The sequence below is a fragment of the Pseudomonas sp. MBLB4136 genome, from assembly GCF_051904765.1.
Taxonomy (GTDB): Bacteria; Pseudomonadota; Gammaproteobacteria; order Pseudomonadales; family Pseudomonadaceae; genus Aquipseudomonas.
Genome location: NZ_CP196713.1, coordinates 4437056 through 4460000 on the forward strand (window position 1 = coordinate 4437056; position 22945 = coordinate 4460000).

A 22945-nucleotide genomic window follows, 5' to 3' on the forward strand; every position below is an offset into this window, starting at 1 on the left:
GGGAAATGTTCATGAGCGCAGCGCCACCCCGCTGTCGTCCTCCCACCAGACGAAGACCTCGTCGTCCCAGGTCGGCCGCGCATTACGCCGTTCGGCGTTGGCGACGAAGGACTGGACGATCTTGCCGCTCGGCAGCTCGACGTGGAACACCGAATGACCGCCCAGGTAGGCGATGTCGTGCACCTTGCCGCGCGACCAGTTGTGCTCGCCGCTCGGCTGCTCGGTGGTGACCAGCAGCTTCTCCGGGCGGATCGCGTAGGTGATGCTCTTGTCCTGCACCGAGGTGCTGACGCCGTGGCCGACGAAGATGTTGCGCTCCAGGTCCGGGCTGTCGATCAGCGCGTGGCCTTCCATGTCCTCGACCACCTGGCCGTCGAACAGGTTGACGTTGCCGATGAACTCGCAGACCAGGCGACTGGTCGGGGTCTCATAGATGTCCACCGGGCTGCCGATCTGGGCGATCCAGCCCAGGTGCATGATGGCGATGCGCTGGGCCATGGTCATGGCCTCTTCCTGGTCGTGGGTGACCATCACGCAGGTCACCCCGACCCGCTCGATGATCTCCACCAGCTCCAGCTGCATCTGCGAGCGCAGCTTCTTGTCCAACGCGCCCATGGGTTCGTCGAGCAGCAGCAGCTTGGGCCGCTTGGCCAGGGAACGGGCCAGGGCCACGCGCTGACGCTGGCCGCCGGAGAGCTGGTGCGGCTTGCGCTTGGCGTACTGGGTCATCTGCACCAGCTTGAGCATTTCCTCGACCCGGGCGTCGATCTCGGCCTTGGGAATGCGGTCCTGCTTGAGGCCGAAGGCGATGTTCTCGGCCACGCTCATGTGCGGGAACAGGGCGTAGGACTGGAACATCATGTTGATCGGCCGCTCGTAGGGCGGCATGTCGGTGATGTCCTCGCCATCGAGGAAGATGCGCCCGTCGGTGGGCCGCTCGAAGCCGGCGAGCATGCGCAGCAGGGTCGACTTGCCCGAACCGGAGCCGCCGAGCAGGGCGAAGATCTCGCCCTTGTGGATGGTCAGCGAGACGTCGTCGACGGCGACCGTCTCGTCGAACTTCTTGGTGACCCGCTCGATCTTGACCAGCACCTCTTTGGGCTCTTGATCGCCCTCGAGGATCTTCTTGTAGGCACTCGAAGCAACTGCCATTACCAAAACTCCCGGAAAATAGCGCCCAACCCCTGCGGCCGGACGAGCGAATTTACTGGCCTGACTTGACCCTGTTCCAGCTGCGGGTCATCAGCCTTTGCACCTTGCTCGGCAACTCCGCCGAGATAAACAACCTGTCCAAAACCGCTTGCGGCGGGTACACCCGCTCGTCGTCACGCACCGCTGGATCCATCAGCTCGGAGGCCTTGGGATTGGGGTTGGCGTAGCCGACGTAGTCGCTGACCCCGGCGATCACCGCCGGCTCCAGCAGGAAATTGATAAAGGCATGGGCCTCCTGCACATTGCTCGCATCGGCGGGGATGGCCAGCATGTCGAACCACAGGTTCGCCCCCTCCTGGGGGATCGCGTAGCGGATCTCCACGCCCTGGCCGGCCTCTTCGGCACGGGCGGCCGCCTGCAGCATGTCGCCGGAGTAGCCGGCGGCCACGCAGATGTTGCCGTTGGCCAGGTCGCCGATGTACTTGGATGAGTGGAAATAGGTGACGTAGGGGCGCACCTCGAGCAGCTTGGCCTCGGCCTTGGCGTAGTCCGCGGGGCGGGTGCTGTTGGGGTCCAGTCCCAGGTAGTTGAGCACCGCCGGGATCATCTCGTCGGCCGAGTCGAGGAAGCTCACCCCGCAACTGGCCAGCTTCTGCATGTTCTGCGGCTCGAACAGCACCGCCCAGGAGTCGATGCGCTCGACGCCGAGGGCCGCCTTGACCTTCTCGGCGTTGTAGCCGATGCCGTTGGTGCCCCACAGGTAGGGCACGGCGTACTGGTTGCCCGGATCGTTCTTCTGCAGCTGTTTGAGCAGCGCAGGATCGAGGTTGTCCCAGTTGGGCAGCAGACTGCGGTCGAGCTTCTGGAAGGCGCCGGCCTTGATCTGCTTGCCGAGGAAATGGTTGGAAGGCACCACCAGGTCATAGCCGGAACGGCCGGCCAGCAGCTTGCCTTCGAGGGTTTCGTTGGAGTCGAAGACGTCGTAGACCGGCGTGATCCCGCTGGCCCGCGCGAAGTCGGCGAGCGTGGTTTCGCCGATGTAGTCGCTCCAGTTGTAGATGTGCAGGGTCCCGGCCGCCTGAACCAGGCTCGCCGCGACGAGGCCCAGGGCGCTGACGAGCAGGGCCTTGGCGAAGCAGATGCGCATGCGTGTGTCCTCTTTCTTCATCGGCCCGCCCGCGAAAAGGCCGGCACTTTATCGGAAAAGACCGTTGCTGTTGAGCCACCTAACGCCAGGCGATGGCGATGACCCGGCGACGCCAGGCAACAGACAGCCGGGCGCAGCAAAACGCACCGCCGACAGCCCCGGCAAGCAGGCCGGGCAGAAGAGTGGAATCACGCATACAAGCTTCCTTTTTTGTTGTTAGCGCTTCTGGCGGGTCGCCCCGCCAGAAGCCGGTTGGCTTGGTGTCGCTTAGCGGCCGGACTTGACCTTGGTCCAGCTGCGGGTCATGGCACGCTGCACCTTCGGGCTCAGCTCGGTGAAGGTGTAGAGCTTCTTCGAGGCTTCCTCGGTCGGGTAGATGCCCGGGTTGTTGCGGATTTCCTCGGAGACCAGCGGCGTGGCGGCGGCGTTGCCGTTCGGGTAGGCCACATAGTCGGAGATCGGCGCGATCACTTCCGGGGTGAGGATGTAGTTGAGGAAGGTGTAGGCCGCCTCGGTGTTCTTGGCGTCGGCCGGGATGGCCATCATGTCGAAGAAGGTGGCGGCGCCTTCCTTGGGAATGGCATAGGCCACCGGTACGTTGTTCTTCGCTTCCTCGGCGCGGGCCTGAGCCTGGAACACGTCGCCGGACCAGCCGACCGCTACGCAGATGTTGCCGTTGGCCAGGTCGGAGATGTACTTGGAGGAGTGGAAGTAGGTGACATGCGGACGTACCTGCAGCAGCAGCTCTTCGGCCGCCTTCACGTCAGCCGGGCTCTGGGCGATCGGGTTCTTGCCCAGGTAGTGCAGCGCCGCGGCGTAGATCTCTTCCGGCGCATCGAGCATGGCGACACCGCAGGACTTGAGCTTCTCCATGTTCTCCGGCTTGAACACCGCAGCCCAGGAGTCGATCTTGTCCACGCCCAGGGCGGCCTTGACCTTCTCCGGGTTGTAGCCGATGCCGGTGGTGCCCCACAGGTAGGGGAAGGCGTACTGGTTGCCCGGGTCGGCGGCTTCCAGGGCCTTCATCAGGTCGGCGTTGAGGTTCTTCCAGTTCGGCAGCTTGGACTTGTCCAGCGGCTGGAACACGCCGGCCTTGATCTGCTTGGCGAGGAACTGGTTGGACGGCACCACCACGTCGTAGCCCGAACCGCCGGAGAGCAGCTTGGCTTCCAGGGTCTCGTTGCTGTCGAAGACGTCGTAGACCACGTTGATGCCGGTTTCCTTCTGGAAGTTGTCCAGGGTGTCTTCGGCGATGTAATCCGACCAGTTGTAGACGTGCAGTACTTTTTCCTCGGCCTGGGCGGCACCGGCTACGGCGCCGGCCAGGGACAGCGCGAGAAGGGTTTTGCCGAATTTGTTCATGCGTACAGCTCCTGTTGTCGTAGAAGTATTCCGGAGGGCGGCGCAGCCTCACTGCGACACCTTCCGGTGAGCCTGGCCAACGCGCGGATGCAGTCTGGCAAGGTCCTGGCACTTTTTACAACTTTCAGGCCTAAGGGTCCGAAAGCACTTACATCACTCACTTCAGTTAAGTACTGCCTTGGCCGTCAGGTCGAGGCACAGGCGGGCCTTGTCCACCAGCTCGTCGATCTCCGCCTTGCTGATCACCAGCGGCGGCGAAATGATCATGGTGTCGCCCACGGCGCGCATGACCAGGCCGTTGTCGAAGCAGTGACCGCGGCAGATCATGCCCACGCCCACCTCGCCCGGGAAGCGCGCGCGGGTCGCCTTGTCCTGCACCAGCTCGATGGCACCGAGCAGGCCGACGCCGCGCACCTCGCCCACCAGCGGGTGGTCGGCCAGTTCACGCAGGCGTTTCTGCAAATAGGGTGCCGTCTCTTCCCTGACCCGCTCGACGATTTTCTCCTCGCGCAGGATGCGGATGTTCGCCAGGGCCACGGCGGCGCCCACCGGGTGCCCGGAGTAGGTGAAGCCGTGGTTGAAGTCGCCGCCCTGGTTGAGCACTTCGACGATCTCGTCGCGCACGATCAGGCCGCCCATCGGCACGTAGCCGGAGGTCAGGCCCTTGGCGATGGTCATCATGTCCGGTGCATTGCCGTAGTAGTCGCTGCCGAACCACTCGCCGGTGCGGCCGAAGCCACAGATGACCTCGTCGGCGACGAACAGGATGTCGTACTTGGCGAGGATCTCGCGGACCTTCGGCCAGTAGCTGTCCGGCGGCACGATGACCCCACCGGCGCCCTGGATCGGCTCGGCGATGAAGGCGGCGACGTTGTCTTCGCCGACTTCGAGAATCTTCTTCTCCAGCTGCTCGGCGGCCCAGACGCCGAACTCGTCGGGGCTCATCTCGCCGCCTTCGCCGAACCAGTAGGGCTGCGGGATGTGCACGATGCCGGGAATCGGCAGGTCGCCCTGCTCATGCATGTACTTCATGCCGCCGAGGCTGGCGCCGGCCACGGTGGAGCCGTGGTAACCGTTCTCCCGGGCGATGATCACCTTCTTGTTCGGCCGGCCCTTGATCGCCCAGTAGTGGCGGACCATGCGCAGCATGGTGTCGTTGCCTTCGGAACCGGAACCGGTGAAGAACACATGGTTCATCCCCGCCGGGGCGATCTCGGCGATGGTCTTGGCCAGCTCCAGCACCGGCGGGTGGGCGGTCATGAAGAAGGTGTTGTAGAACGGCAGCTCGCGCATCTGCGCCGCGGCCGCCTCGACCAGCTCTTCGCGGCCGTAGCCCAGCGCCACGCACCACAGGCCGGCCATGCCGTCGAGGATCTTGTTGCCCTCGCTGTCCCACAGGTACACGCCTTCGGCCTTGGTGATGATGCGCGGGCCGACCTCCGCCAGCTGCTTGAAGTCGCTGAACGGGGCCAGGTGATGCTCGCGGCTCATGGCCTGCCATTCGCGGGTTTTCGGGTTGCTCACGGGTTTGCTCATATCCACCTCAAATTCATGCATTGATCGGGGCCGGATGCATTCGAGGCCGGCCCCCACTCACTCAGACCGACAGCAGCAGGAACTCGCGCTCCCAGGAGCTGATCACCCGCTTGAAGTTCTCGTGTTCGGCGCGCTTGACCGCGACGTAGCCGCTGACGAACTTGCTGCCCAGGTACTGTTCCACGGTCTTGCAGGTCTCCATGCGCTCCAGCGCCGCCTCCAGGGTCAGCGGCAGGCGCAGGTTGCGCCGCTCGTAGCCACGCCCGACCACCGGGGCGCTCGGCTCGATGCCCTCGACCATGCCGATGTAGCCGCACAGCAGGCTGGCGGCCAACGCCAGGTAGGGGTTGGCGTCGGCGCCGGCCAGGCGGTTCTCCACCCGCCGGTTCTGCGGGCTGGAATCCGGCACGCGCAGGCCCACCGTGCGGTTCTCCTCGCCCCACTCGACGTTCACCGGCGCCGAGGTATCGGGCAGGAAGCGGCGGAACGAATTGACGTTCGGCGCGAACAGCGGCAGCAGCTCGGGGATGAATTTCTGCAGGCCGCCGATGTGATGGAGGAACAGCTCGCTCATCGAACCGTCTTCGTTGGAGAAGACGTTACGCCCGGTTTCCCGGTCGACGATGCTCTGGTGCAGGTGCATGGCGCTGCCCGGCTCGTCGGTGATCGGCTTGGCCATGAAGGTGGCCGCCACGTCATGCTTGAGCGCCGCCTCGCGCATGGTGCGCTTGAACACCAGGATCTGGTCGGCCAGGGCCAGGGCGTCGCCGTGACGGAAGTTGATCTCCATCTGCGCCGGGCCTTCCTCGTGGATCAGGGTGTCGAGGTCCAGGCCCTGCAGTTCACACCAGTCGTACATGTCCTCGAACAGCGGGTCGAATTCGTTGGCGGCGTCGATGGAGAACGACTGGCGGCCGGTTTCCGGACGGCCGGAGCGGCCCAGCGGCGCCTGCAGCGGGAAGTCCGGGTCCTCGCAGCGCTTGGTCAGGTAGAACTCCATTTCCGGCGCGACTATCGGCCGCCAGCCCTTGTCGGCATAGAGTTTCAGCACCTTCTTCAGCAGGTTGCGCGGCGACAGCTCGATCGGGTTGCCCTGCTTGTCATAGGTGTCGTGGATCACCTGGGCGGTCGGCTCGATGGCCCAGGGCACCAGGAATACCGCATTCTCGTCCGGGCGGCAGACCATGTCGATGTCGGCCGGATCGAGCAGCTCGTAATAGACATCGTCCTCGACGTAGTCACCGGTGACGGTCTGCAGCAGCACACTCTCGGGGAGGCGCATGCCCTTCTCGTCGAGGAACTTGTTGGTCGGCGAGATCTTGCCGCGGGCAATGCCGGTAAGATCGCTGACAAGGCATTCAACTTCGGTGATTTTGCGTTCTTTCAGCCAGCTCGAAAGCTGGTCCAATTTGGTGCTCATAGAGACCTCAGGGTTGGAAAGAGCCGAATCCTTTATAGCCGGCTCAGCGTTGCCCCGCCCTCTTCCTGCAAGCCTCACCAAAGGCCTGGAAGATGGCGAGATAATTCGGGTTGGATACTACCTGCCACTCGGGGTGCCATTGCACCCCGAGGGCGAAGCTCGGCGCCCCCTCGACGGAGAAGGCTTCGATCAACCCGTCTGGCGCCAGTGCCTCTACGCGAAGGCCGGGCGCCAGACGCTCAACGCCCTGGCCATGAATGGAATTGACTTCGATCTCCCCCGGCAAGCCGAGGCCGGCGAGCACCCCGCCCGGCTGCACCTGCAGGGCATGGCTCGGCGCATACTGCACCTCGAGCGGCTGCTCCTGCGGCTCGCGGTGGTCGAGCATGCCGGCGACCTCGTGCACCTTCTGGTGCAGGGTGCCGCCGAAGGCCACGTTCATCTCCTGGAAACCACGGCAGATGCCCAGCACGGGGATGCCGGCATCGACCGCCCGGCGGATCAACGGCAAGGTGGTCTGGTCCCGCGCCGGATCGTGCTGGGTGCCGGCGCTGCTCGGCGGGCCACTATAATGGTGGGGCTCGACGTTCGACGGCGAACCGGTGAACAGCAGGCCGTGCAGATTATCGAGCAGGCTCGGCTGGTCGATCAGCTCGCCCAGGGCCGGAATGATCAGTGGCAGACCACCGGCTCCGGCAACCACGGCGCGAACGTATTTATCGCCGGTTATATGGTAGGAATGCAGACCGATCTGCTTGGTACAGGCGGTAACACCGATCAACGGCAGGCGCGACATGGGACACCCGTCTTATTGCTGTTATGGGCTTGAGCGGAGCTTAGCGTTGTTCATTTTTTTACACAATAGCCATGTAAAAAATTGAACACACCCAACTGAGCAGCGCGCCAGGCCTGACCGCGCGCTGCTCATGACTGCCCTGAAACGCCCTATAAATGGCCACGAAGCTCTTTTTCAGGGCACCATTTGCCTCTCTTGACAGGCATTGACGTTTAGGATTGACTCACTGTCGTGCAGTCGCATGATTGATATTTTTAACAAATAAGGTGTTGCATCATGTCGGTACCCCCGCGTGCCGTTCAGCTTAATGAAGCGAACGCGTTCCTTAAGGAACATCCTGAGGTCCAGTTCGTCGACCTTCTCATTGCAGATATGAATGGCGTGGTGCGCGGCAAGCGCATCGAACGCGCCAGCCTCCACAAGGTGTACGAAAAAGGCATCAACCTGCCGGCTTCGCTGTTCGCCCTGGATATCAACGGTTCGACGGTGGAAAGCACCGGCCTGGGCCTGGATATCGGCGACGCCGACCGTATCTGCTTCCCCATCCCCAACACCCTGTGCAACGAGCCCTGGCAGAAGCGCCCCACCGCGCAACTGCTGATGACCATGCACGAACTGGACGGCACGCCCTTCTTCGCCGATCCACGGGAGGTGTTGCGCCAGGTGGTGCAGAAGTTCGACGAACTAGGCCTGACCATCTGCGCCGCCTTCGAACTGGAGTTCTACCTGATCGACCAGGAGAACGTGAACGGCCGTCCGCAGCCGCCACGCTCGCCGATCTCCGGCAAGCGCCCGCATTCCACCCAGGTCTACCTGATCGACGACCTCGACGAATACGTCGACTGCCTGCAGGACATGCTCGAGGCCGCCAAGGAGCAAGCCCTGCCGGCCGACGCCATCGTCAAGGAAAGTGCCCCGGCGCAGTTCGAGGTCAACCTGCATCACACCAACGATGCGCTCAAGGCCTGCGACTATGCGCTGCTGCTCAAGCGCCTGATCAAGAACATCGCCTACGACCACGAGATGGACTCGACCTTCATGGCCAAGCCCTACCCGGGCCAGGCCGGCAACGGTCTGCACGTGCACATCTCGCTGCTCGACAAGAAGACCGGCAAGAACATCTTCACCTCCGAGGACCCGCTGCAGAGCGACGTGCTGCGCCACGCCATCGGCGGCATCCTCGACACCATGCCGGCGTCGATGGCCTTCCTCTGCCCGAACGTCAACTCCTACCGCCGCTTCGGCGCGCAGTTCTACGTGCCGAACGCGCCGAGCTGGGGCCTGGACAACCGCACCGTGGCGGTGCGCGTGCCGACCGGCAGTGCCGACGCGGTGCGCATCGAGCACCGCGTCGCCGGCGCCGATGCCAACCCCTACCTGATGATGGCGGCGATCCTCGCCGGCATTCACCACGGCATGACCAACAAGATCGAGCCGGGCGAGCCGATCGAGGGCAACTCCTACGAGCAGCTGGAGCAGAGCCTGCCGAACAACCTGCGCGATGCCTTGCGCGAGCTGGACGACAGCGAAGTGCTCAACCAGTACATCAGCCCCGAGTACATCGACATCTTCGTCGCGTGCAAGGAAGCCGAGCTGGAGGAGTTCGAGACCACCATCTCCGACCTCGAGTACAACTGGTACCTGCACACCGTGTAAGCAACACCCCCGACGCCGGCCCCGAGCCGGCGTCGTTCTATTCAGCCGGCCCCGGGCAGCATTGCCCAGGCTTGCGCCTGCTGCACTCGACGGCCGCGCCGGATGGCGCGCACGCCCATGCCGACAGGGAGACACCCCATGCCCCGCTTGCTCGCTTCGCTGCTGCTCAGCCTGACGCCCCTGCTGGCCAGCGCCGAGGACGTCATCCGCGTGTACAACTGGAACGACTACATCGCCCCCCAGGTACTGCAGCGGTTCAGCGCCGACACCGGCATCCGCGTCGAGTACCGCACCTTCAGCACCGCCGGGGAAATGCACGCGGCGATCCGCGGCAACGAGGCCATCGACCTCATCGTGCCCTCGCACAACGACCTGCCGCGGCTGATCGACGAGGGCCTGCTGCAACCCCTGGACTTCCAGCGCCTGGCCAATCGCCGCCACCTGGACAAGGAACTGCTGAGCAAGCTGGCCGCGGTCGACCCCGGCAATCGCCATGCCGTGCCCTACCTGTGGGGCGCGGTCGGCCTGGCGATCAACACGCCGCAGGCCGAAGCGGCGTTCGGCGGCCCGCTGCCGGACAGCTGGAGCCTGCTGTTCGACGCCGCGCAGAGCGCGCGCCTGGCGAGCTGCGGCATCAGCGTGCTGGACGCGCCGGACGAGACCCTGTCGCTGCTGCTCAACTACCAGGGCCGCAGCCTGACCCGCAGCGCCCCGAGCCGCATCGAGCGCGCCGCCGACGTGCTCGCGGGCCTGCGCCCCAACCTGCGCTACGTCGACAGCGAACGCTATATCGACGACCTCAACCAGGGCCGCCTGTGCGTCGCCATGGCCTGGGTCGGCGACGCCCTGGCCGCCGCCGACGCCGGCCAGCCGGTGCGCTTCCTGGTGCCCGACGAAGGCTCGGTGCTGTTTATCGACAACCTGGTGATTCCACGCGGCGCCCGCCGCCCCGACCTGGCCCACCGCCTGATCGACCACCTGATGCGCCCGCAGGTCGCCGCGCTGATCACCGAGGAAGTCCTCTACCCCAATGGCAATGCCGACGCCCAGGCCTACCTCGACGAACACCTGCGCGACCACCCCGGGCTCTATCCCGATCGCGCCACCAAGCGCCCCCTGTATGCCCTGGACGCCATGCCGGAGAGGCACGCGCAGGTTCGCGACCGGGTCTGGCGCCAGTTCCGCGGCGGCGACTGACGCGCAGGCGGGCGCCCGCTCGGCTTGCGCCAGCAGCGACGGCTGACGTCCAATAGGCCGTCCCTTGCCGAGATCTCCGCCATGTCGCGTCCCAGTACCGCCCGCAAGCCCCGCGCCAGCAGCCAGGCACGCATCGCCGTGATCCTCGCCGCCGCCCGCGAACTGCTCGCCGAGCAGGGCGTGGCGAGCCTGTCGATCTACAGCGTGGCCGAGCGCGCGGCCATCCCGCCGTCCTCGGTGTACCACTTCTTCGCCAGCGTGCCGGCCCTGCTGGAAGCCCTGACCGCGGACATCCACGCCGCCTTCCGCGCCAGCCTGCAACAACCGGTGGCACACGCCGAGCTGCGCGACTGGCGCGACCTGGCGCGCACCGTCGAGCTGCGCATGCTGGCGATCTACGCCGGCGACGCCGCCGCCCGCCAGCTGATCCTCGCCCAGCACGGCCTGGCCGAGGTGACCCAGGCCGACCGCCAGCACGACATCGAACTGGGCCAGCTGATGCAGGCGCTGTTCGCCCGGCATTTCCTCCTGCCGCCATTGCCGACGGATATCGACGTGTTCGCCCTGGCCATGGAGCTGGGCGACCGGGTCTACGCCCGCTCGGTGCAACAGCATGGCCGTATCAGCCCGCGCCTGGCCGAAGAGGGCATGCGCGTGTTCGACGCCTACCTGGGCCTGTACCTGCCGCCCTGCCTGCCGAAACGGGACGCGCCGCTGCCGCCCGAGTGACGCCCGCACCCTGCCCATCCCGGATTTGCAGGTGCTGGCGTGGCAGCCCTCCGTCACAATAAACGGATAACTATCGATATTTTTATCGAAATTTATCTGAAAATAGAAAAAAATAGCTTCTAAAGCCGATTTTTATCGACTATAAAGTCAGCAGCCGCTCGGCCGTCCTAGACGCGCCGAGCCGCCACCGCATTCGGCCGTCCGCTCGCCTGTAACGGCCACCGCCTACTGCTCTGAAGAGGTGTTCCATGTCCCGCATCGTCACCGTCGCCGCCACCCAGATGGCCTGCTCCTGGGATCGCGCCGCCAATATCGCCAACGCCGAGAAGCTGGTGCGCCAGGCCGCCGCCCAGGGCGCGCAGATCATCCTGATCCAGGAACTGTTCGAGACCCCGTACTTCTGCCAGAAGCCCAACCCGGACTTCCTGCAGCTGGCCACCACGGTCGAGGCCAACGCGGCCATCGCGCACTTCCAGCAGGTCGCCAAGGAGCTGCAGGTGGTGCTGCCGATCAGCTTCTTCGAACTGGCCGGGCGGGCGCGCTACAACAGCATCGCGATCATCGACGCCGACGGCGAGAACCTCGGCATCTATCGCAAGAGCCATATCCCGGACGGTCCCGGCTACCACGAGAAGTACTACTTCAACCCGGGCGACACCGGCTTCAAGGTATGGAACACCCGCTACGCCAAGATCGGCGTGGGCATCTGCTGGGACCAGTGGTTCCCCGAGTGCGCGCGCAGCATGGCCCTGCTCGGCGCCGAGATCCTCTTCTATCCGACCGCCATCGGCAGCGAGCCCCACGACCCGAGCATCAGCTCCCGCGACCACTGGCAGCGCGTGCAGCAGGGCCACGCCGGCGCCAACCTGATGCCGCTGGTGGCCAGCAACCGCATCGGCCGCGAGGACCAGGACGGCTACCACATCACCTTCTACGGCAGCTCCTTCATCGCCGACCAGTTCGGGCAGAAGGTCGAGGAACTGAACGAGACCGAGGAAGGCGTGCTGGTGCACCGGTTCGACCTCGACCAGCTGGAGCACATCCGCAGCGCCTGGGGCAGCTTCCGCGATCGCCGGCCGAACCTATACGCGCCGATCAAGACCCTCGACGGCGTGCTGGAGTCCTGATCGCGCCTCGTCAAACGAACGTCCCGGCTGTCGCAGCGACGTCGGGACAGGTAGGCTTCCGTAACGCACTACCAGGCCGAATCTGAAAAAGGTAAACGCGATGACCACCCTGAACAGCACCCCACGCGCCGACGGTTTCCGCATGCCGGCCGAGTGGGAACCCCATAGCCAGACCTGGATGGTCTGGCCGCAGCGGCCGGACAACTGGCGTCTGGGCGGCAAGCCGGCCCAGGCCGCCTTCAGCGCGGTGGCCAAGGCCATCGCCGAATTCGAACCGGTGACCGTCTGCGTCAGCGCCGAGCAGTACGAGAACGCCCGCGCGCGCCTCGATCACCCGGCCATCCGCCTGGTCGAGATCAGCACCGACGACGCCTGGGTGCGCGACACCGGGCCGACCTTCGTCAGCAATGCCCTGGGCGAAGTGCGCGGCGTCGACTGGACCTTCAACGCCTGGGGCGGCTTCGATGGCGGCCTGTACTTCCCCTGGCTGCGCGATGACCAGGTGGCCAGCAAGATCCTCGAGATCGAGCGCTGCGCGCGCTACCGCACCGAGGGCTTCGTCCTCGAAGGCGGCTCGATCCATGTCGACGGCGAGGGCACCCTGATCACCACCGAGGAATGCCTGCTCAACCGCAACCGCAACCCGCAGCTGGGCCGCGCCGAGATCGAGCAGATGCTGCGCGACCACCTGGCCGTCGACACGGTGATCTGGCTGCCGGACGGCCTGTTCAACGACGAGACCGACGGCCACGTCGACAATTTCTGCTGCTACGTGCGCCCGGGCGAGGTGCTGCTGGCCTGGACCGACGACCCGCAGGATCCCAACTACGCCCGCTGCCAGGCGGCCATGCAGGTGCTGGCCGCTGCCCGCGACGCCCGGGGCCGCCAGCTGATCGTGCACAAGATGCCGATTCCCGGGCCGCTGCATGCCAGCGCCGAGGAATGCGCCGGGGTCGACCTGGTCGCCGGCAGCCAGGAACGCAGCCCCGAGGTACGCCTGGCCGGCTCCTACGTCAACTTCCTGATCGTCAACCGCGGCATCATCGCGCCGAGCTTCGACGACCCGCTGGACGAGCAGGCCCGCACTATCCTGCAGGCGCTGTTCCCCGAGCACCGGGTGGTGATGGTGCCGGGCCGGGAAATCCTCCTCGGCGGCGGCAATATCCACTGCATCACCCAGCAGCAGCCCGCGCCGCAACGGCGCTGAGCCCGGGCGGCGCCACGCCGCCCGCGCTAGGCCGTCTGTTGCAGGGCGCGGTCGGTGCTGTCCGGGTCCAGGGCGCAGAGCGCGTGGTACTGGCTGACGAACACCTGGCCGCCGAACTGCTGGAGAAAGGCCGAGCGCTGCAGCTGGTCCATCACCGGCCCCTTCACTTCCGACAGGTGCAGCTGCACCCCGGCGCTGCGCAGGCGCTCGGCGATGGCTTCCAGGCTCTCCAGGGCGCTGGCGTCGATCAGGTTGACCCCCGAACACATCAGCACCAGATGCCGTACCAGGGGCCGCGCGGCGATCAGCTCGCCGACGCGCTCCTCCAGAAAGCGCGCATTGGGGAAGTACAGGCTTTCATCGACCCGCAGCGACAACACGCTGGGGCTCTGCACCACGCTGTAGCGCAGGACGTTGCGAAAGTGCTCGCTGCCCGGCAGCTGGCCGACCACCGCCAGGTGTGGGCGACTGGTGCGCCAGAGGAACAGCAGCAGCGACAGGCCGACGCCGAGCAGGATGCCCACCTCGACGCCGAACAGCAGCACGCCGCCGAGGGTGGCCGCCTGGGCCGCGCCGTCCTGGCGCGAATAGCGCCAGGTGTGGCGCAGCGCGCCGAGGTCGACCAGGCCCAACACCGCGACGATGATCGCCGCCGCCAGCACCGCCTGGGGCAGGTCGTGCAGCCAGGGGGTCAGCAGCAGCGCGCTGAGGGCGATACCCACGGCGGTCAGGGCGCCGGCCATGGGCGTCTGCGCGCCCGCCTCGAAATTGACCACCGAACGGGCGAAGCCACCGGTCACCGGCATGCCGGCGCTGACCGCGGCCGCCAGGTTGGCCGCGCCGAGGCCGAGCAGTTCGCGGTCCGGGGCGATGCGCTGGCGGCGCTTGGCCGCCAGGGTCTGCGCCACCGAGACCGACTCGACGAAGCCGATCAGGCTGATCAGCGCCGCCGCCGGCAACAGCTGGCGCATCAACGCCAGGTCCAGCGACGGCAGGGTCAGCGGCGGCAGCCCCTGGGGAATCACCCCGACTACCGCGACGCCGGCCTGCTCCAGCTGCAGGGCGCCGACCACCAGCACCGACACCACGATGGCCAATACCGGTCCGGCCTTGGCCAGGTTCGCCGCCAGCGCCGGACTGACGCCAAGCGCCACCAGCAGTGCCTTCATGCGGGCCCGCGCCCACCAGAGAAACAACAGGCTGCTGGCACCGATCAGCAGGGTCGGCAGGTGCGTCGCCGGCAACCCCTCGAGCAGCGCCGGCAGCAGCTCGGGCAGGGCCTGGCCCGCCGCCTGGATGCCGAGAATATGCTTGAGCTGGCCCAGCGCGATGAGCAGGCCCGATGCGCTGATAAACCCGGAAATCACCGGATGGCTGAGGAAGTTGGCGAGAAAACCCAGGCGCAGCAGCGCCATACCGAACAGCAGCAGCGCCGACAACAGGGCCAGCAGCATGGCCGCGCCCAGGTACTCGGCGCTGCCCGGCGCGAACAGTGGCGCGAGCGCCGCGGCGGTCATCAGCGACACCACCGCCACCGGGCCGACCGCCAGGGCGCGACTGGAGCCGAACATCGCGTAGGCCAGCAGCGGCAGGATGCTGGCGTAGAGCCCGGTCTGCGGCGGCAGGCCGGCCAGCATGGCGTAGGCCAGGCTCTGCGGAATCAGCATCAGGGTGACGATCAGCGCGGCCAGGCCATCCTGGCCGGCCACCCGGCGGTCGTAGCCGCGCAACCAGTCCGGACGCCAGCTCATCGGAACAGGTTCAACGGGATTTTCAGGTAACGGGTGCCGTTGCCCTCGGCCGGCGGCAGTTCCCCGCCGCGCATGTTCACCTGCACCGCCGGCAGCATCAGCCGGGGCATGCTCAGCTCGGCGTCGCGGGCGCGGCGCATGGCCACGAAGGCGTCCTCGTCGATGCCCTCGCGCACATGCACGTTATGCGCACGCTGCTCGGCCACGCTGGTTTGGTACTGGTACTCGTCGCGGCCGGGCGCCTTGTAGTCGTGACAGAGGAACAGGCGGGTGTCGTCCGGCAGGGCGAACAGCCGGTGGATGGAGCGATACAGGCTGCGCGCATCGCCGCCGGGAAAGTCGCAGCGGGCGGTACCGTAGTCGGGCATGAACAGGGTGTCGCCGACGAAGGCGACATCGCCGATCAGGTAGGTCATGCACGCCGGGGTGTGACCCGGGGTGTGCAGCGCCCGCGCCTCGAGGGTGCCGACGCCGAAGCACTCGCCATCCTCGAGCAGGTGGTCGAACTGGCGGCCATCGGCGACGAACTCGTCGCTGGCGTTGAACAGCCTGGCGAAGGTCGCCTGCACCGCGGTGATGCCCGCGCCTATGGCCAGCTGCCCGCCCAGCTCGCCCTTGAGGTAGGCCGCCGCGCTCAGGTGGTCGGCATGCACATGGGTCTCCAGCAGCCAGTCGACCTGCAGACCCTGCTCGCGCACATGCTCGACCAGGCGCCTGGCGCCGTCCGCGGAGGTGCGCCCGGCGGCGGCGTCGTAGTCCAGCACCGCATCGATGATGGCGCAGCGCTTGCTGGCCGGGTCGCTGACCACGTAGCTGTAGGTCGAGGTGGCCGGATCGAAGAAGGCGGCTATTTCGGGTGACATGGGGACTCCTCCGTGGGCCGCCAGCATAGCCGGGCGCACCCGATAATGCAGCGCCGGCTCAGGCGCCGCCGCGGCGCTGCAGGACAGCGAACAGGGCCATGCCAACGAGCATGGCCACGACGAACAGCGCCATCTGCCCGTAGCCCGCCGCCAGGCCCACCAGCGCCGGTCCCGGGCAGATGCCGGCGATGCCCCAGCCGACGCCGAACAACAGGCTGCCCGCGATCAGCCGGCGGTCCAACTCACGCGCGCTCGGCAGGCGCAGCGGCGCACCGAGCAGCGAATCGCGGCGCAGCTTGGCCCAGGCGAAGGCGGGATAGCCGACGGCGATGGCGCCGGCCATGACCAGTGCCAGGGACGGGTCCCAGGCGCCGGCCAGGTCGAGGAAGCCCAGCACCTTGGCCGGGTTGGCCATGCCCGACAGCAGCAGGCCAAGGCCGAACAGCAGGCCGGCCAGCAGCGCAGTCAACTTGCCCATGCTCAAACCTCCAGCAGATGACGCAGGACATACACCGTGGCGAAGCCACTGGCCATGAAGGCCAGGGTCGCCGCCAGCGAGCGCGGCGACAGCCGCGACAGGCCGCACACGCCGTGGCCACTGGTGCAGCCGGATGCGTAGCGGGTGCCGAGGCCGACCAGCAGGCCGGCAAGCGGCAGCGCCAGGCCGTCGCTGGGAAACTCCAGCACCGGCAGCGGTGCGAACAGGCCCCAGAGCAACGGCGCCAGCAGCAGCCCGGCGAGGAACAGCAGCTTCTCCGTGCGCCCCTCGCCGCCTTCCAGGGCGCTGCCCAGCAGCCCGCTGATCCCGGCGATGCGGCCATTGAGCAGCATGAACAGGCTGGCCGCCGCGCCGATCAGCGCGCCGCCGGCCAGGGCCGACCAGGGCGTGAAGTGCAGCCAATCCAGACTCATGCCGACTGCTCCGCGCAGAACAGGCGGTACAGGGTGTCGATCACCGCCAGGGCCGCCGGACTGCTGATGCGGTAGTGGATCTGCTTGCCGTCCCGACGGGTTTCCACCAGGCCCTCGCGGCGCAGCACCGCCAGCTGCTGCGACAGGGTCGGCTGCTGGATGCCGAGCTGGGCCTCCAGTTCACCGACGCTGCGCTCGCCCTGGGCAAGCTGGCAGAGCAGCAGCAGGCGGTCGGGATTGGCCAGGGCCTTGAGCAACTGGCCGGCCGCATCGGCGTTGGCCCGCAGGCGCTGGGTATCCAGGGGCACGTCGGAGGTGGTCATGGGATGGCACTCACTTAAGCCATTAACAATATATTTATCAATATAGTGTACTGCGGAGCGAGCCCGCTTCCCGGTCCGACGGGCGGCGACAGCTTGATCAACGAAAAAGCCCGCCAGTTGGCGGGCTTTCTCCCTGTAGCGCGCGGGGTCAGGCGCGCGGCAGGCGTTGCGCTTAGAGCAGCGGCAGGGTGTAGCTGACGATCAGGCGGTTCTCGTCGATGTCGTTGGCGAAGTTCGAACGCACCGCCGCGTTGCGCCAGCGCACGCCGAGGTTCTTCAGCGCGCCTTCCTGGAACACGTACATCAGCTCAGTATCGCGCTCCCACTCCTTGCCCTCGGAACGGTTGGCGCCCAGTTCGACGTTGTCGCCGGTCAGGTAGCGGGTCATGAAGGTCAGGCCGGGAATGCCGATGGAGGCGAAGTTGAAGTCGTAACGGGCCTGCCAGGAGCGCTCGTCCTTGTTGGCGAAGTCGCTGATCTGCACGTAGTTGACCAGGTACGGGTCGGTACCGTTGACGTAGGCATAACCGGTGTCGCCGCTCATCTTCTGGTAGCCCAGGCCGAAGCTGTGGCCTTCCAGGCTGTAGGTGACCATGGCATTCAGCGCCTTGTTGTCGACGTTGCTGCGCGAACCATCGTCGGTGGAGCGGGTGTAGCGCAGGTCGGTCTTCAGGCTCTGCTTGTCGGCGATCGGCAGCACGTGCACCAGGTTGAAGGTGTTCTGCTTGTACAGATCCTCCAGCTGGGAGTGGTAGTAGGCCGCGGTCAGGTCCTGGCTGAGCTTGTAGCTGCCGCCGAGGAACTGGAAGGAATCGCTGGTGGTGCCACCGCTGGTGGTGATGCCGCGCCGGCCGCCGCTGGTGATGGCGATGTCCTCGAAGTCACCGGAGTTGCGATGGTTGACTTCGCGCAGGTAGCCGCCATCGAGGGTCAGGCCATTGATTTCCTGGGAGAGCAGATGGCCACCCTGGAACACCTGCGGGGTCAGGCGGCTGTCGCTGGAGGCGATGGCCATGTTCTTGAACTGCATGCTGCCGACGCGCAGGGTGCTCTTGGAGGCCTTGACCTTGGCGGCGACGGCCAGGTCGGAGGAATAGTCCTGGGAGCCGCCCGAGCGGTCCGGAACCAGCAGGCCACTGCCCGCCGTGCCATCACCGGAGTCGAGCTTGAAGCCGAGCATGCCGATGGCGTCGAGGCCGAAGCCCACGGTGCCTTCGGTATAGCCGGAGTCCATACGCAGGATGAAACCTTGCGCCCATTCTTCCTGCTTGGCCTGGCTGGGAGTCGGACGGGCATCCTGACGGAAGTCACGGTTGAAGTAGAAGTTGCGCGCTTCCAGGCTGGCCTTGCTGTCCTTGATGAACTCGGCCTGGGCCAGGGGGCTCAGGGACAGGGTGCCGGCAGCGATGGCCAGAGCCAGGGAGGTCTTTGTCATTGTGATTTGCTCCAGTGTTGTAAGGGTGGCACATCGGTCCGGACACCAGCCTCGCTGACGAAGCGGCGGTCACGCACCGAAATCGGGGGCACTCTCCCTGCTGCCGCGGCAAGCCAAGCGCCGGGCACGGCGGGGAGCGCCCGTAATCAGGGGTTCGGAGTAGGCGGCAGCGGCCCGGCGATACGCGACAAGGGAATCGATCGCGGCGTACCCGGCGAATCGGCAAGGCGGCAGGACGGGGCAATGAGCAGGACCGGCATGGAGGACCTCGACAGCTTTCTTGAAGTTCTTGTTATGTCCCTCGAGAATATTGGTCATACCAATTCCAATATCGTCGAAATATCGTAGATGGCCGACGTTTACCCCGTCAATCGAGGAGAAGGCGACATTCGACGAAAGGATGAGGGTCGTCGAGACGCGCACTGGCCGTGGGATGGCTAAGGCAGCAACCGTGCCAAGCGCCTCGATCCGACTGGCGATGGCTCTGGGGCGCGGCTTTTTCGCGAGGACGAATCGCCAGGGTGCGGTCTGCCGGCCCGCAATAGGCGAGATTCCGCCGAGCGCCCGCACGGCGTTGGCGATAAGTCGCCAACGCCGTCGACGCAGCCGGCTGGGGTATTCAGGCGAAGACGATCTGGTCCTTGCCCTGGCGCTTGGCCACATACATGGCCGCGTCGGCGCGGGCGAACAGCGCATCCAGGCTCAGGTCGGCCTGGGCCAGGCTGGTCAGGCCCTGGCTGACGGTGATGCCGAAGGCCTTGCCCTGGTGGCTGAAGCCCAGGCGTTTGACCTCGCGCTGCAGGCGCTCGGCGATCTGCTTGGCCAGGGCCGGCTCGCAGCCGGGAAACAGCGCGGCGAACTCTTCCCCGCCGATGCGCCCGAACAGGTCGCCACGGCGCAGCACCGTGGCGCCGCACTGGGCCAGGCGCTGCAGCACCTGATCGCCGACCTGGTGGCCGTAGCTGTCGTTGATCTGCTTGAAATCGTCGATATCCAGCAGCAGGAAGGCCAGCGGCGTGCCGAACTGGCGGGCGTGCTCGAACTCGCGCAGGGCGCAGTCGAAGAAGTGCCGGCGGTTGCTGCTCTGGGTCAGTACATCGGTGGTGGCTAGGCGCTGCAGCTCGCCTTCCAGCTGCTTCTTCTCGGTGATGTCCTCGGCGATACCGACGATGATGTGCGGATCGCCGGCCTCGCTCTGGCGACCGATGAAGCACTTGTCGCTGAGCCAGCGCAGTTGCCCGTCGCCGCGGATGATGCGGTATTCGCGGGTCTCCACGGCACCGGTCTCCAGGACCTTGGCCAGGCTCTCTGCGGCGTAGTCGAGGTCATCCGGGTAGATGCTGTTGCGCCACTCCTGGTAGTCGGCCAGCAGCAGCGCGGCGGAGCGGCCGAAGATCCGTTCGTAGGCCGGACTGACGTAGACCATCCGGTGGTTGTACCAGTCGAGGGCCCAGAGCACGGCGTTGAGGCTGCCCACCAGGGTGCTGAACAGGCGCTCGCGCTCTCGCAGCCGGGCAACCTCGCCGCGGCAGTGCAACAGCGCCAGCGTCAACTCTTCCAGTTCGCTCGGGACAGGACCCTGCTCGTCCATAGGACCGCCACTCTGATAAATGCGTGGGCGACACCTTCAGCATAGAGCTTCGCCGCGGCGGCCAACGAAAAAGCCCGCCAAGTGGCGGGCTTCTGACCGGCGACGCGGACTCCGGTCAGCGCACGGCGGCCGGGCGCAGCGAGTAGCTCTGCAGCTGTTCGGCGAAGTCGCGCAGCGACTGGATGCCACTGGCCTCGGCCTCGTGCACCCACTGCTTGATCGCTTCGAGCATCTCGTGGCCATTGGAACTGGTCCGGGCCCAGATCTGCTGCAGCGCCAGGCGCTTCTCGTAGATCACCTTGAGCGCCTGACTGTGCGCCAGCATGGCGTTGATGCGCAGCTGCTGGGTCTCCCGCAGCAGACTCGGCTCGCGGGCCAGCAGGCGCTTGGCGCGGCGGAACTGGTGACGCACCGAGGCGTCGGCCTTGAGCAGCTCCTGCTTGACCAGGGGGGCGATCACCAGCTTGCGGTACTGCGCCATGATCTGGAAGCGGTTGTTGAGGATCGCCATGGCGGTGTCCATGTCCAGCTGCCGCTTGCCCTCGATCCGGTGGGCGATCGGCGCCACCCGCTGCACCTTGGCCAGGCCCAGCAGGCTGAACAGCTTGATCCAGGCCCAGCCCATGTCGAACTCCCACTTGCGCACCGACAGCTTGGCCGAGTTCGGGTAGGTGTGGTGATTGTTGTGCAGCTCCTCGCCGCCGATCAGGATGCCCCAGGGCAGCAGGTTGGTCGCCGCGTCGCGGCACTCGAAGTTGCGGTAGCCGACGGCATGGCCGAGGCCGTTGATCACCCCGGCGGCCCAGACCGGAATCCACATCATCTGGATCGCCCAGACGGTCATGCCGAGCACGCCAAACAGGGCCAGGTCGATGATCGCCATCAGGGTCACGCCGCCGATCGGGTAGCGCGAATAGACATTGCGTTCGACCCAGTCATCCGGGCAGTTCTTGCCGTAGATGCGCAGGGTTTCCTGGTTCTTCGCCTCCTCCTGATAGAGCTCGGCGCCCTTGCGCAGCACCGTGCTCAGGCCCTTGACCACCGGGCTGTGGGGATCATCGACGGTTTCGCACTTGGCGTGGTGCTTGCGATGGATGGCCGTCCATTCGCGGGTGTTCTGCCCGGTGGTCAGCCACAGCCAGAAGCGGAAGAAGTGCTTCAGTGCCGGGTGCAGCTCCAGGGCGCGGTGCGCCGAGTAGCGGTGCAGATAGACGGTGACGCTGACGATGGTCACGTGGGTCATCAGCAGGGTGACCGCGATCAGTTGCCAGATCGACAGGTCGAGAAATCCGTTGTACCACATGGAATCGAGTGCCTCTCAAAAGGGTTTCGCAGCCTGCCCTGAAGCAACAGACCGTGCACCATTATCCCCACCCCAGGGCAGAAAACCAGTTGGTCTTTTGGATACTTATGCTTCGAGCGTGCCGATATCTATACTGCTGTGCACTCAAACGGAGCTGAACGTGCCGCCGGAATTCCAGCCCACCCTACTGCTGACGCCGCCTCCGAGCCATGGCCGGGAGGCCGCATTGCGGACCTGTCCAGGCGACGGACGGCGGGCCGGGCTGCAAGCACAAGCCACCAAGGAGCTGTCATGCGCGTGATGATTCTTGAAGACGATCCGTGGATCGCAGACCTGCTCAAGCAGATCGTTCTCAGTCTGCGCCCGGCCGCTCAGGTCAAGTGCCTGGACAGCGTGGCGGCCGCGCTGATGGACTGGCAACAGCACGCCGCCGATCTGGTGATTTCCGACTGGAACCTGCCCGACGACTCGGGCACCCATCTGTTGGAACAGGTGCACCGCGACAACAGCCAGGTCCCCTTGGTGATGGTCACCGGCCGCGCCGATCGCAGCAGCGTGCTGGAGGTCAAGGCGATCGGGGTCAGCGCCTTCATCAGCAAGCCGTTTCAGGTGCCCAAAGTACTGGAATGCCTGCAGCAACTGTTGCCGGCAGACGAGGCCGAGGCGTGCGTCGCGCCCCTGGCCGGTGACAGCTTCGTCGATCACCTGGCCGCGCTGCCGGCCAGCGCCCTCGACCTGCCGCTGCTGGCCGGCATGCTCGATGGCCTGCAGCAGGCGGGAGAAGAACCGCCAAGCCTGCAGCTGCTCAACGAGCGCTGGCAGCGCGACCCGGCGCTGACCGCGCGCCTGATCGCCGCGGCCAACAGCAGCCAATACAATCGCGCCAACCAGGCCTGCCTGAGCCTGGCCGAGGCGCTGCACCGCCTCGGGCCGGTCACCAGCCTGAATCTCGGCCTGGGCCTGGGCCTGCGCCCGGCGGCGGAGCTCGAGGACGCCGAACTGAAGCTGCAGGCCATCGCCTATGTCGAGCAGATCGAACGCCTCGGCGAGCGGGTGTCCCGGCTGGCCGAGCAGTGCCACCTCGATCCCGCGCCGCTACACAGCGCGGCGGTGCTGCAGCGCATGGGCGAACTGTGCGTGCTGCACCAGGCCCAGCTGTGGAAGAATGCCGGCGAGACGCTGGACGCCGAACAGCTGCAGCAGGCACTGGACCAGGCCAGCAACGTGCTGGCCTATCGCCTGAAAGCCCACTGGCGGCTGCCCACACCGCTGCGCGAGCTGATCGGTGCCTGCTATGGTCTGGCCAGCAATAACGTCAAACGAGAAACCATTGTCATGCGCCTGGCTGTCTGCGAACTGCACCCCGAACCCGACCAGCAAGACCTGGCGCGCCTGCGCCGCCTGGCCGGACTGACCTGAGCGTGACAGCCGCTGGCCG

General features: G+C 66.2%; 20 protein-coding genes. 6 read left to right on the plus strand and 14 right to left on the minus strand.

Translation table 11 applies throughout. The features are described 5' to 3' along the window. Positions 1–9: 9 nt before the first annotated feature. The 6 genes from potA to ACSX1D_RS20380 all read right to left on the minus strand — a co-directional run bounded on the left by potA (position 10) and on the right by ACSX1D_RS20380 (position 7413). Positions 10–1152: a polyamine ABC transporter ATP-binding protein gene (potA, locus tag ACSX1D_RS20355; RefSeq protein ID WP_208707389.1), complete on the minus strand. Its 1143-nt coding sequence runs from the start codon at positions 1150–1152 to the stop codon at positions 10–12. Positions 1153–1204: 52 nt separating this feature from the next. Further along, positions 1205–2299 carry a polyamine ABC transporter substrate-binding protein gene (locus ACSX1D_RS20360; RefSeq protein WP_439860179.1) on the minus strand — a complete coding sequence of 365 codons (1095 nt, stop codon included), beginning with the start codon at positions 2297–2299 and terminating at the stop codon, positions 1205–1207. Between the two features lie 267 nt (positions 2300–2566). Further along, a complete protein-coding gene (locus tag ACSX1D_RS20365; protein WP_439860180.1) occupies positions 2567–3661 on the minus strand; it encodes a polyamine ABC transporter substrate-binding protein in 1095 nt (364 codons plus the stop codon). Between the two features lie 162 nt (positions 3662–3823). Further along, complete coding sequence (locus ACSX1D_RS20370; RefSeq protein WP_439860181.1) at positions 3824–5197, minus strand: aspartate aminotransferase family protein; 1374 nt, start codon at positions 5195–5197, stop codon at positions 3824–3826. A gap of 61 nt (positions 5198–5258) precedes the next feature. After that, positions 5259–6617: a glutamine synthetase family protein gene (locus ACSX1D_RS20375; protein WP_439860182.1), complete on the minus strand. Its 1359-nt coding sequence runs from the start codon at positions 6615–6617 to the stop codon at positions 5259–5261. Between the two features lie 43 nt (positions 6618–6660). Then, entirely contained in the window at positions 6661–7413 is a 753-nt protein-coding gene (locus ACSX1D_RS20380) for a gamma-glutamyl-gamma-aminobutyrate hydrolase family protein (protein ID WP_439860183.1), read from the minus strand. A gap of 276 nt (positions 7414–7689) precedes the next feature. On the opposite strand from ACSX1D_RS20380, the gene ACSX1D_RS20385 reads away from it, so the two are divergent. The 5 genes from ACSX1D_RS20385 to aguA all read left to right on the plus strand — a co-directional run bounded on the left by ACSX1D_RS20385 (position 7690) and on the right by aguA (position 13329). Next, entirely contained in the window at positions 7690–9069 is a 1380-nt protein-coding gene (locus ACSX1D_RS20385) for a glutamine synthetase family protein (protein ID WP_439860184.1), read from the plus strand. Between the two features lie 138 nt (positions 9070–9207). Further along, positions 9208–10266: an extracellular solute-binding protein gene (locus tag ACSX1D_RS20390; RefSeq protein ID WP_439860185.1), complete on the plus strand. Its 1059-nt coding sequence runs from the start codon at positions 9208–9210 to the stop codon at positions 10264–10266. A gap of 81 nt (positions 10267–10347) precedes the next feature. Then, a complete protein-coding gene (locus ACSX1D_RS20395; RefSeq protein ID WP_439860186.1) occupies positions 10348–10995 on the plus strand; it encodes a TetR/AcrR family transcriptional regulator in 648 nt (215 codons plus the stop codon). Between the two features lie 248 nt (positions 10996–11243). Next, positions 11244–12122 carry an N-carbamoylputrescine amidase gene (gene aguB, locus ACSX1D_RS20400; protein ID WP_439860187.1) on the plus strand — a complete coding sequence of 293 codons (879 nt, stop codon included), beginning with the start codon at positions 11244–11246 and terminating at the stop codon, positions 12120–12122. A 100-nt stretch (positions 12123–12222) separates the two neighbouring features. Continuing rightward, on the plus strand, positions 12223–13329 hold the full coding sequence (gene aguA / locus ACSX1D_RS20405) for an agmatine deiminase (protein WP_439860188.1): 1107 nt from the start codon (positions 12223–12225) through the stop codon (positions 13327–13329). A 26-nt stretch (positions 13330–13355) separates the two neighbouring features. Here the strand turns inward: aguA and ACSX1D_RS20410 are convergent, their stop codons facing one another. The 8 genes from ACSX1D_RS20410 to desA form a co-directional block, all read right to left on the minus strand. Beyond that, a complete protein-coding gene (locus ACSX1D_RS20410; protein WP_439860189.1) occupies positions 13356–15080 on the minus strand; it encodes a SulP family inorganic anion transporter in 1725 nt (574 codons plus the stop codon). Continuing rightward, entirely contained in the window at positions 15077–15943 is an 867-nt protein-coding gene (locus tag ACSX1D_RS20415) for an MBL fold metallo-hydrolase (RefSeq protein ID WP_439860190.1), read from the minus strand. The genes ACSX1D_RS20410 and ACSX1D_RS20415 overlap by 4 nt, the downstream gene beginning before the upstream one ends. 58 nt (positions 15944–16001) lie before the next feature. Next, positions 16002–16421 (minus strand): DUF6691 family protein, encoded by a 420-nt coding sequence (locus ACSX1D_RS20420; protein ID WP_439860191.1) that lies wholly within the window; start codon positions 16419–16421, stop codon positions 16002–16004. Positions 16422–16423: 2 nt separating this feature from the next. Beyond that, positions 16424–16855 carry a YeeE/YedE family protein gene (locus ACSX1D_RS20425; protein WP_208707403.1) on the minus strand — a complete coding sequence of 144 codons (432 nt, stop codon included), beginning with the start codon at positions 16853–16855 and terminating at the stop codon, positions 16424–16426. Further along, positions 16852–17178 (minus strand): ArsR/SmtB family transcription factor, encoded by a 327-nt coding sequence (locus tag ACSX1D_RS20430; RefSeq protein WP_439860192.1) that lies wholly within the window; start codon positions 17176–17178, stop codon positions 16852–16854. The genes ACSX1D_RS20425 and ACSX1D_RS20430 overlap by 4 nt, the downstream gene beginning before the upstream one ends. 172 nt (positions 17179–17350) lie before the next feature. Next, positions 17351–18613 (minus strand): OprD family porin, encoded by a 1263-nt coding sequence (locus ACSX1D_RS20435; RefSeq protein ID WP_439860193.1) that lies wholly within the window; start codon positions 18611–18613, stop codon positions 17351–17353. A 619-nt stretch (positions 18614–19232) separates the two neighbouring features. Continuing rightward, positions 19233–20204, minus strand: a complete 972-nt coding sequence (locus ACSX1D_RS20440) for a sensor domain-containing diguanylate cyclase (RefSeq protein WP_439860194.1) — start codon at positions 20202–20204, stop codon at positions 19233–19235. A 115-nt stretch (positions 20205–20319) separates the two neighbouring features. Further along, the gene (gene desA, locus ACSX1D_RS20445) at positions 20320–21507 is read right to left on the minus strand and encodes a delta-9 fatty acid desaturase DesA (RefSeq protein WP_439860195.1); all 1188 of its coding nucleotides are present in this window, start codon (positions 21505–21507) and stop codon (positions 20320–20322) included. Between the two features lie 291 nt (positions 21508–21798). Here desA and ACSX1D_RS20450 point away from each other — a divergent pair, with 291 nt between their 5' ends. After that, positions 21799–22926 (plus strand): response regulator, encoded by a 1128-nt coding sequence (locus ACSX1D_RS20450; protein WP_439860196.1) that lies wholly within the window; start codon positions 21799–21801, stop codon positions 22924–22926. Positions 22927–22945: the final 19 nt, after the last annotated feature.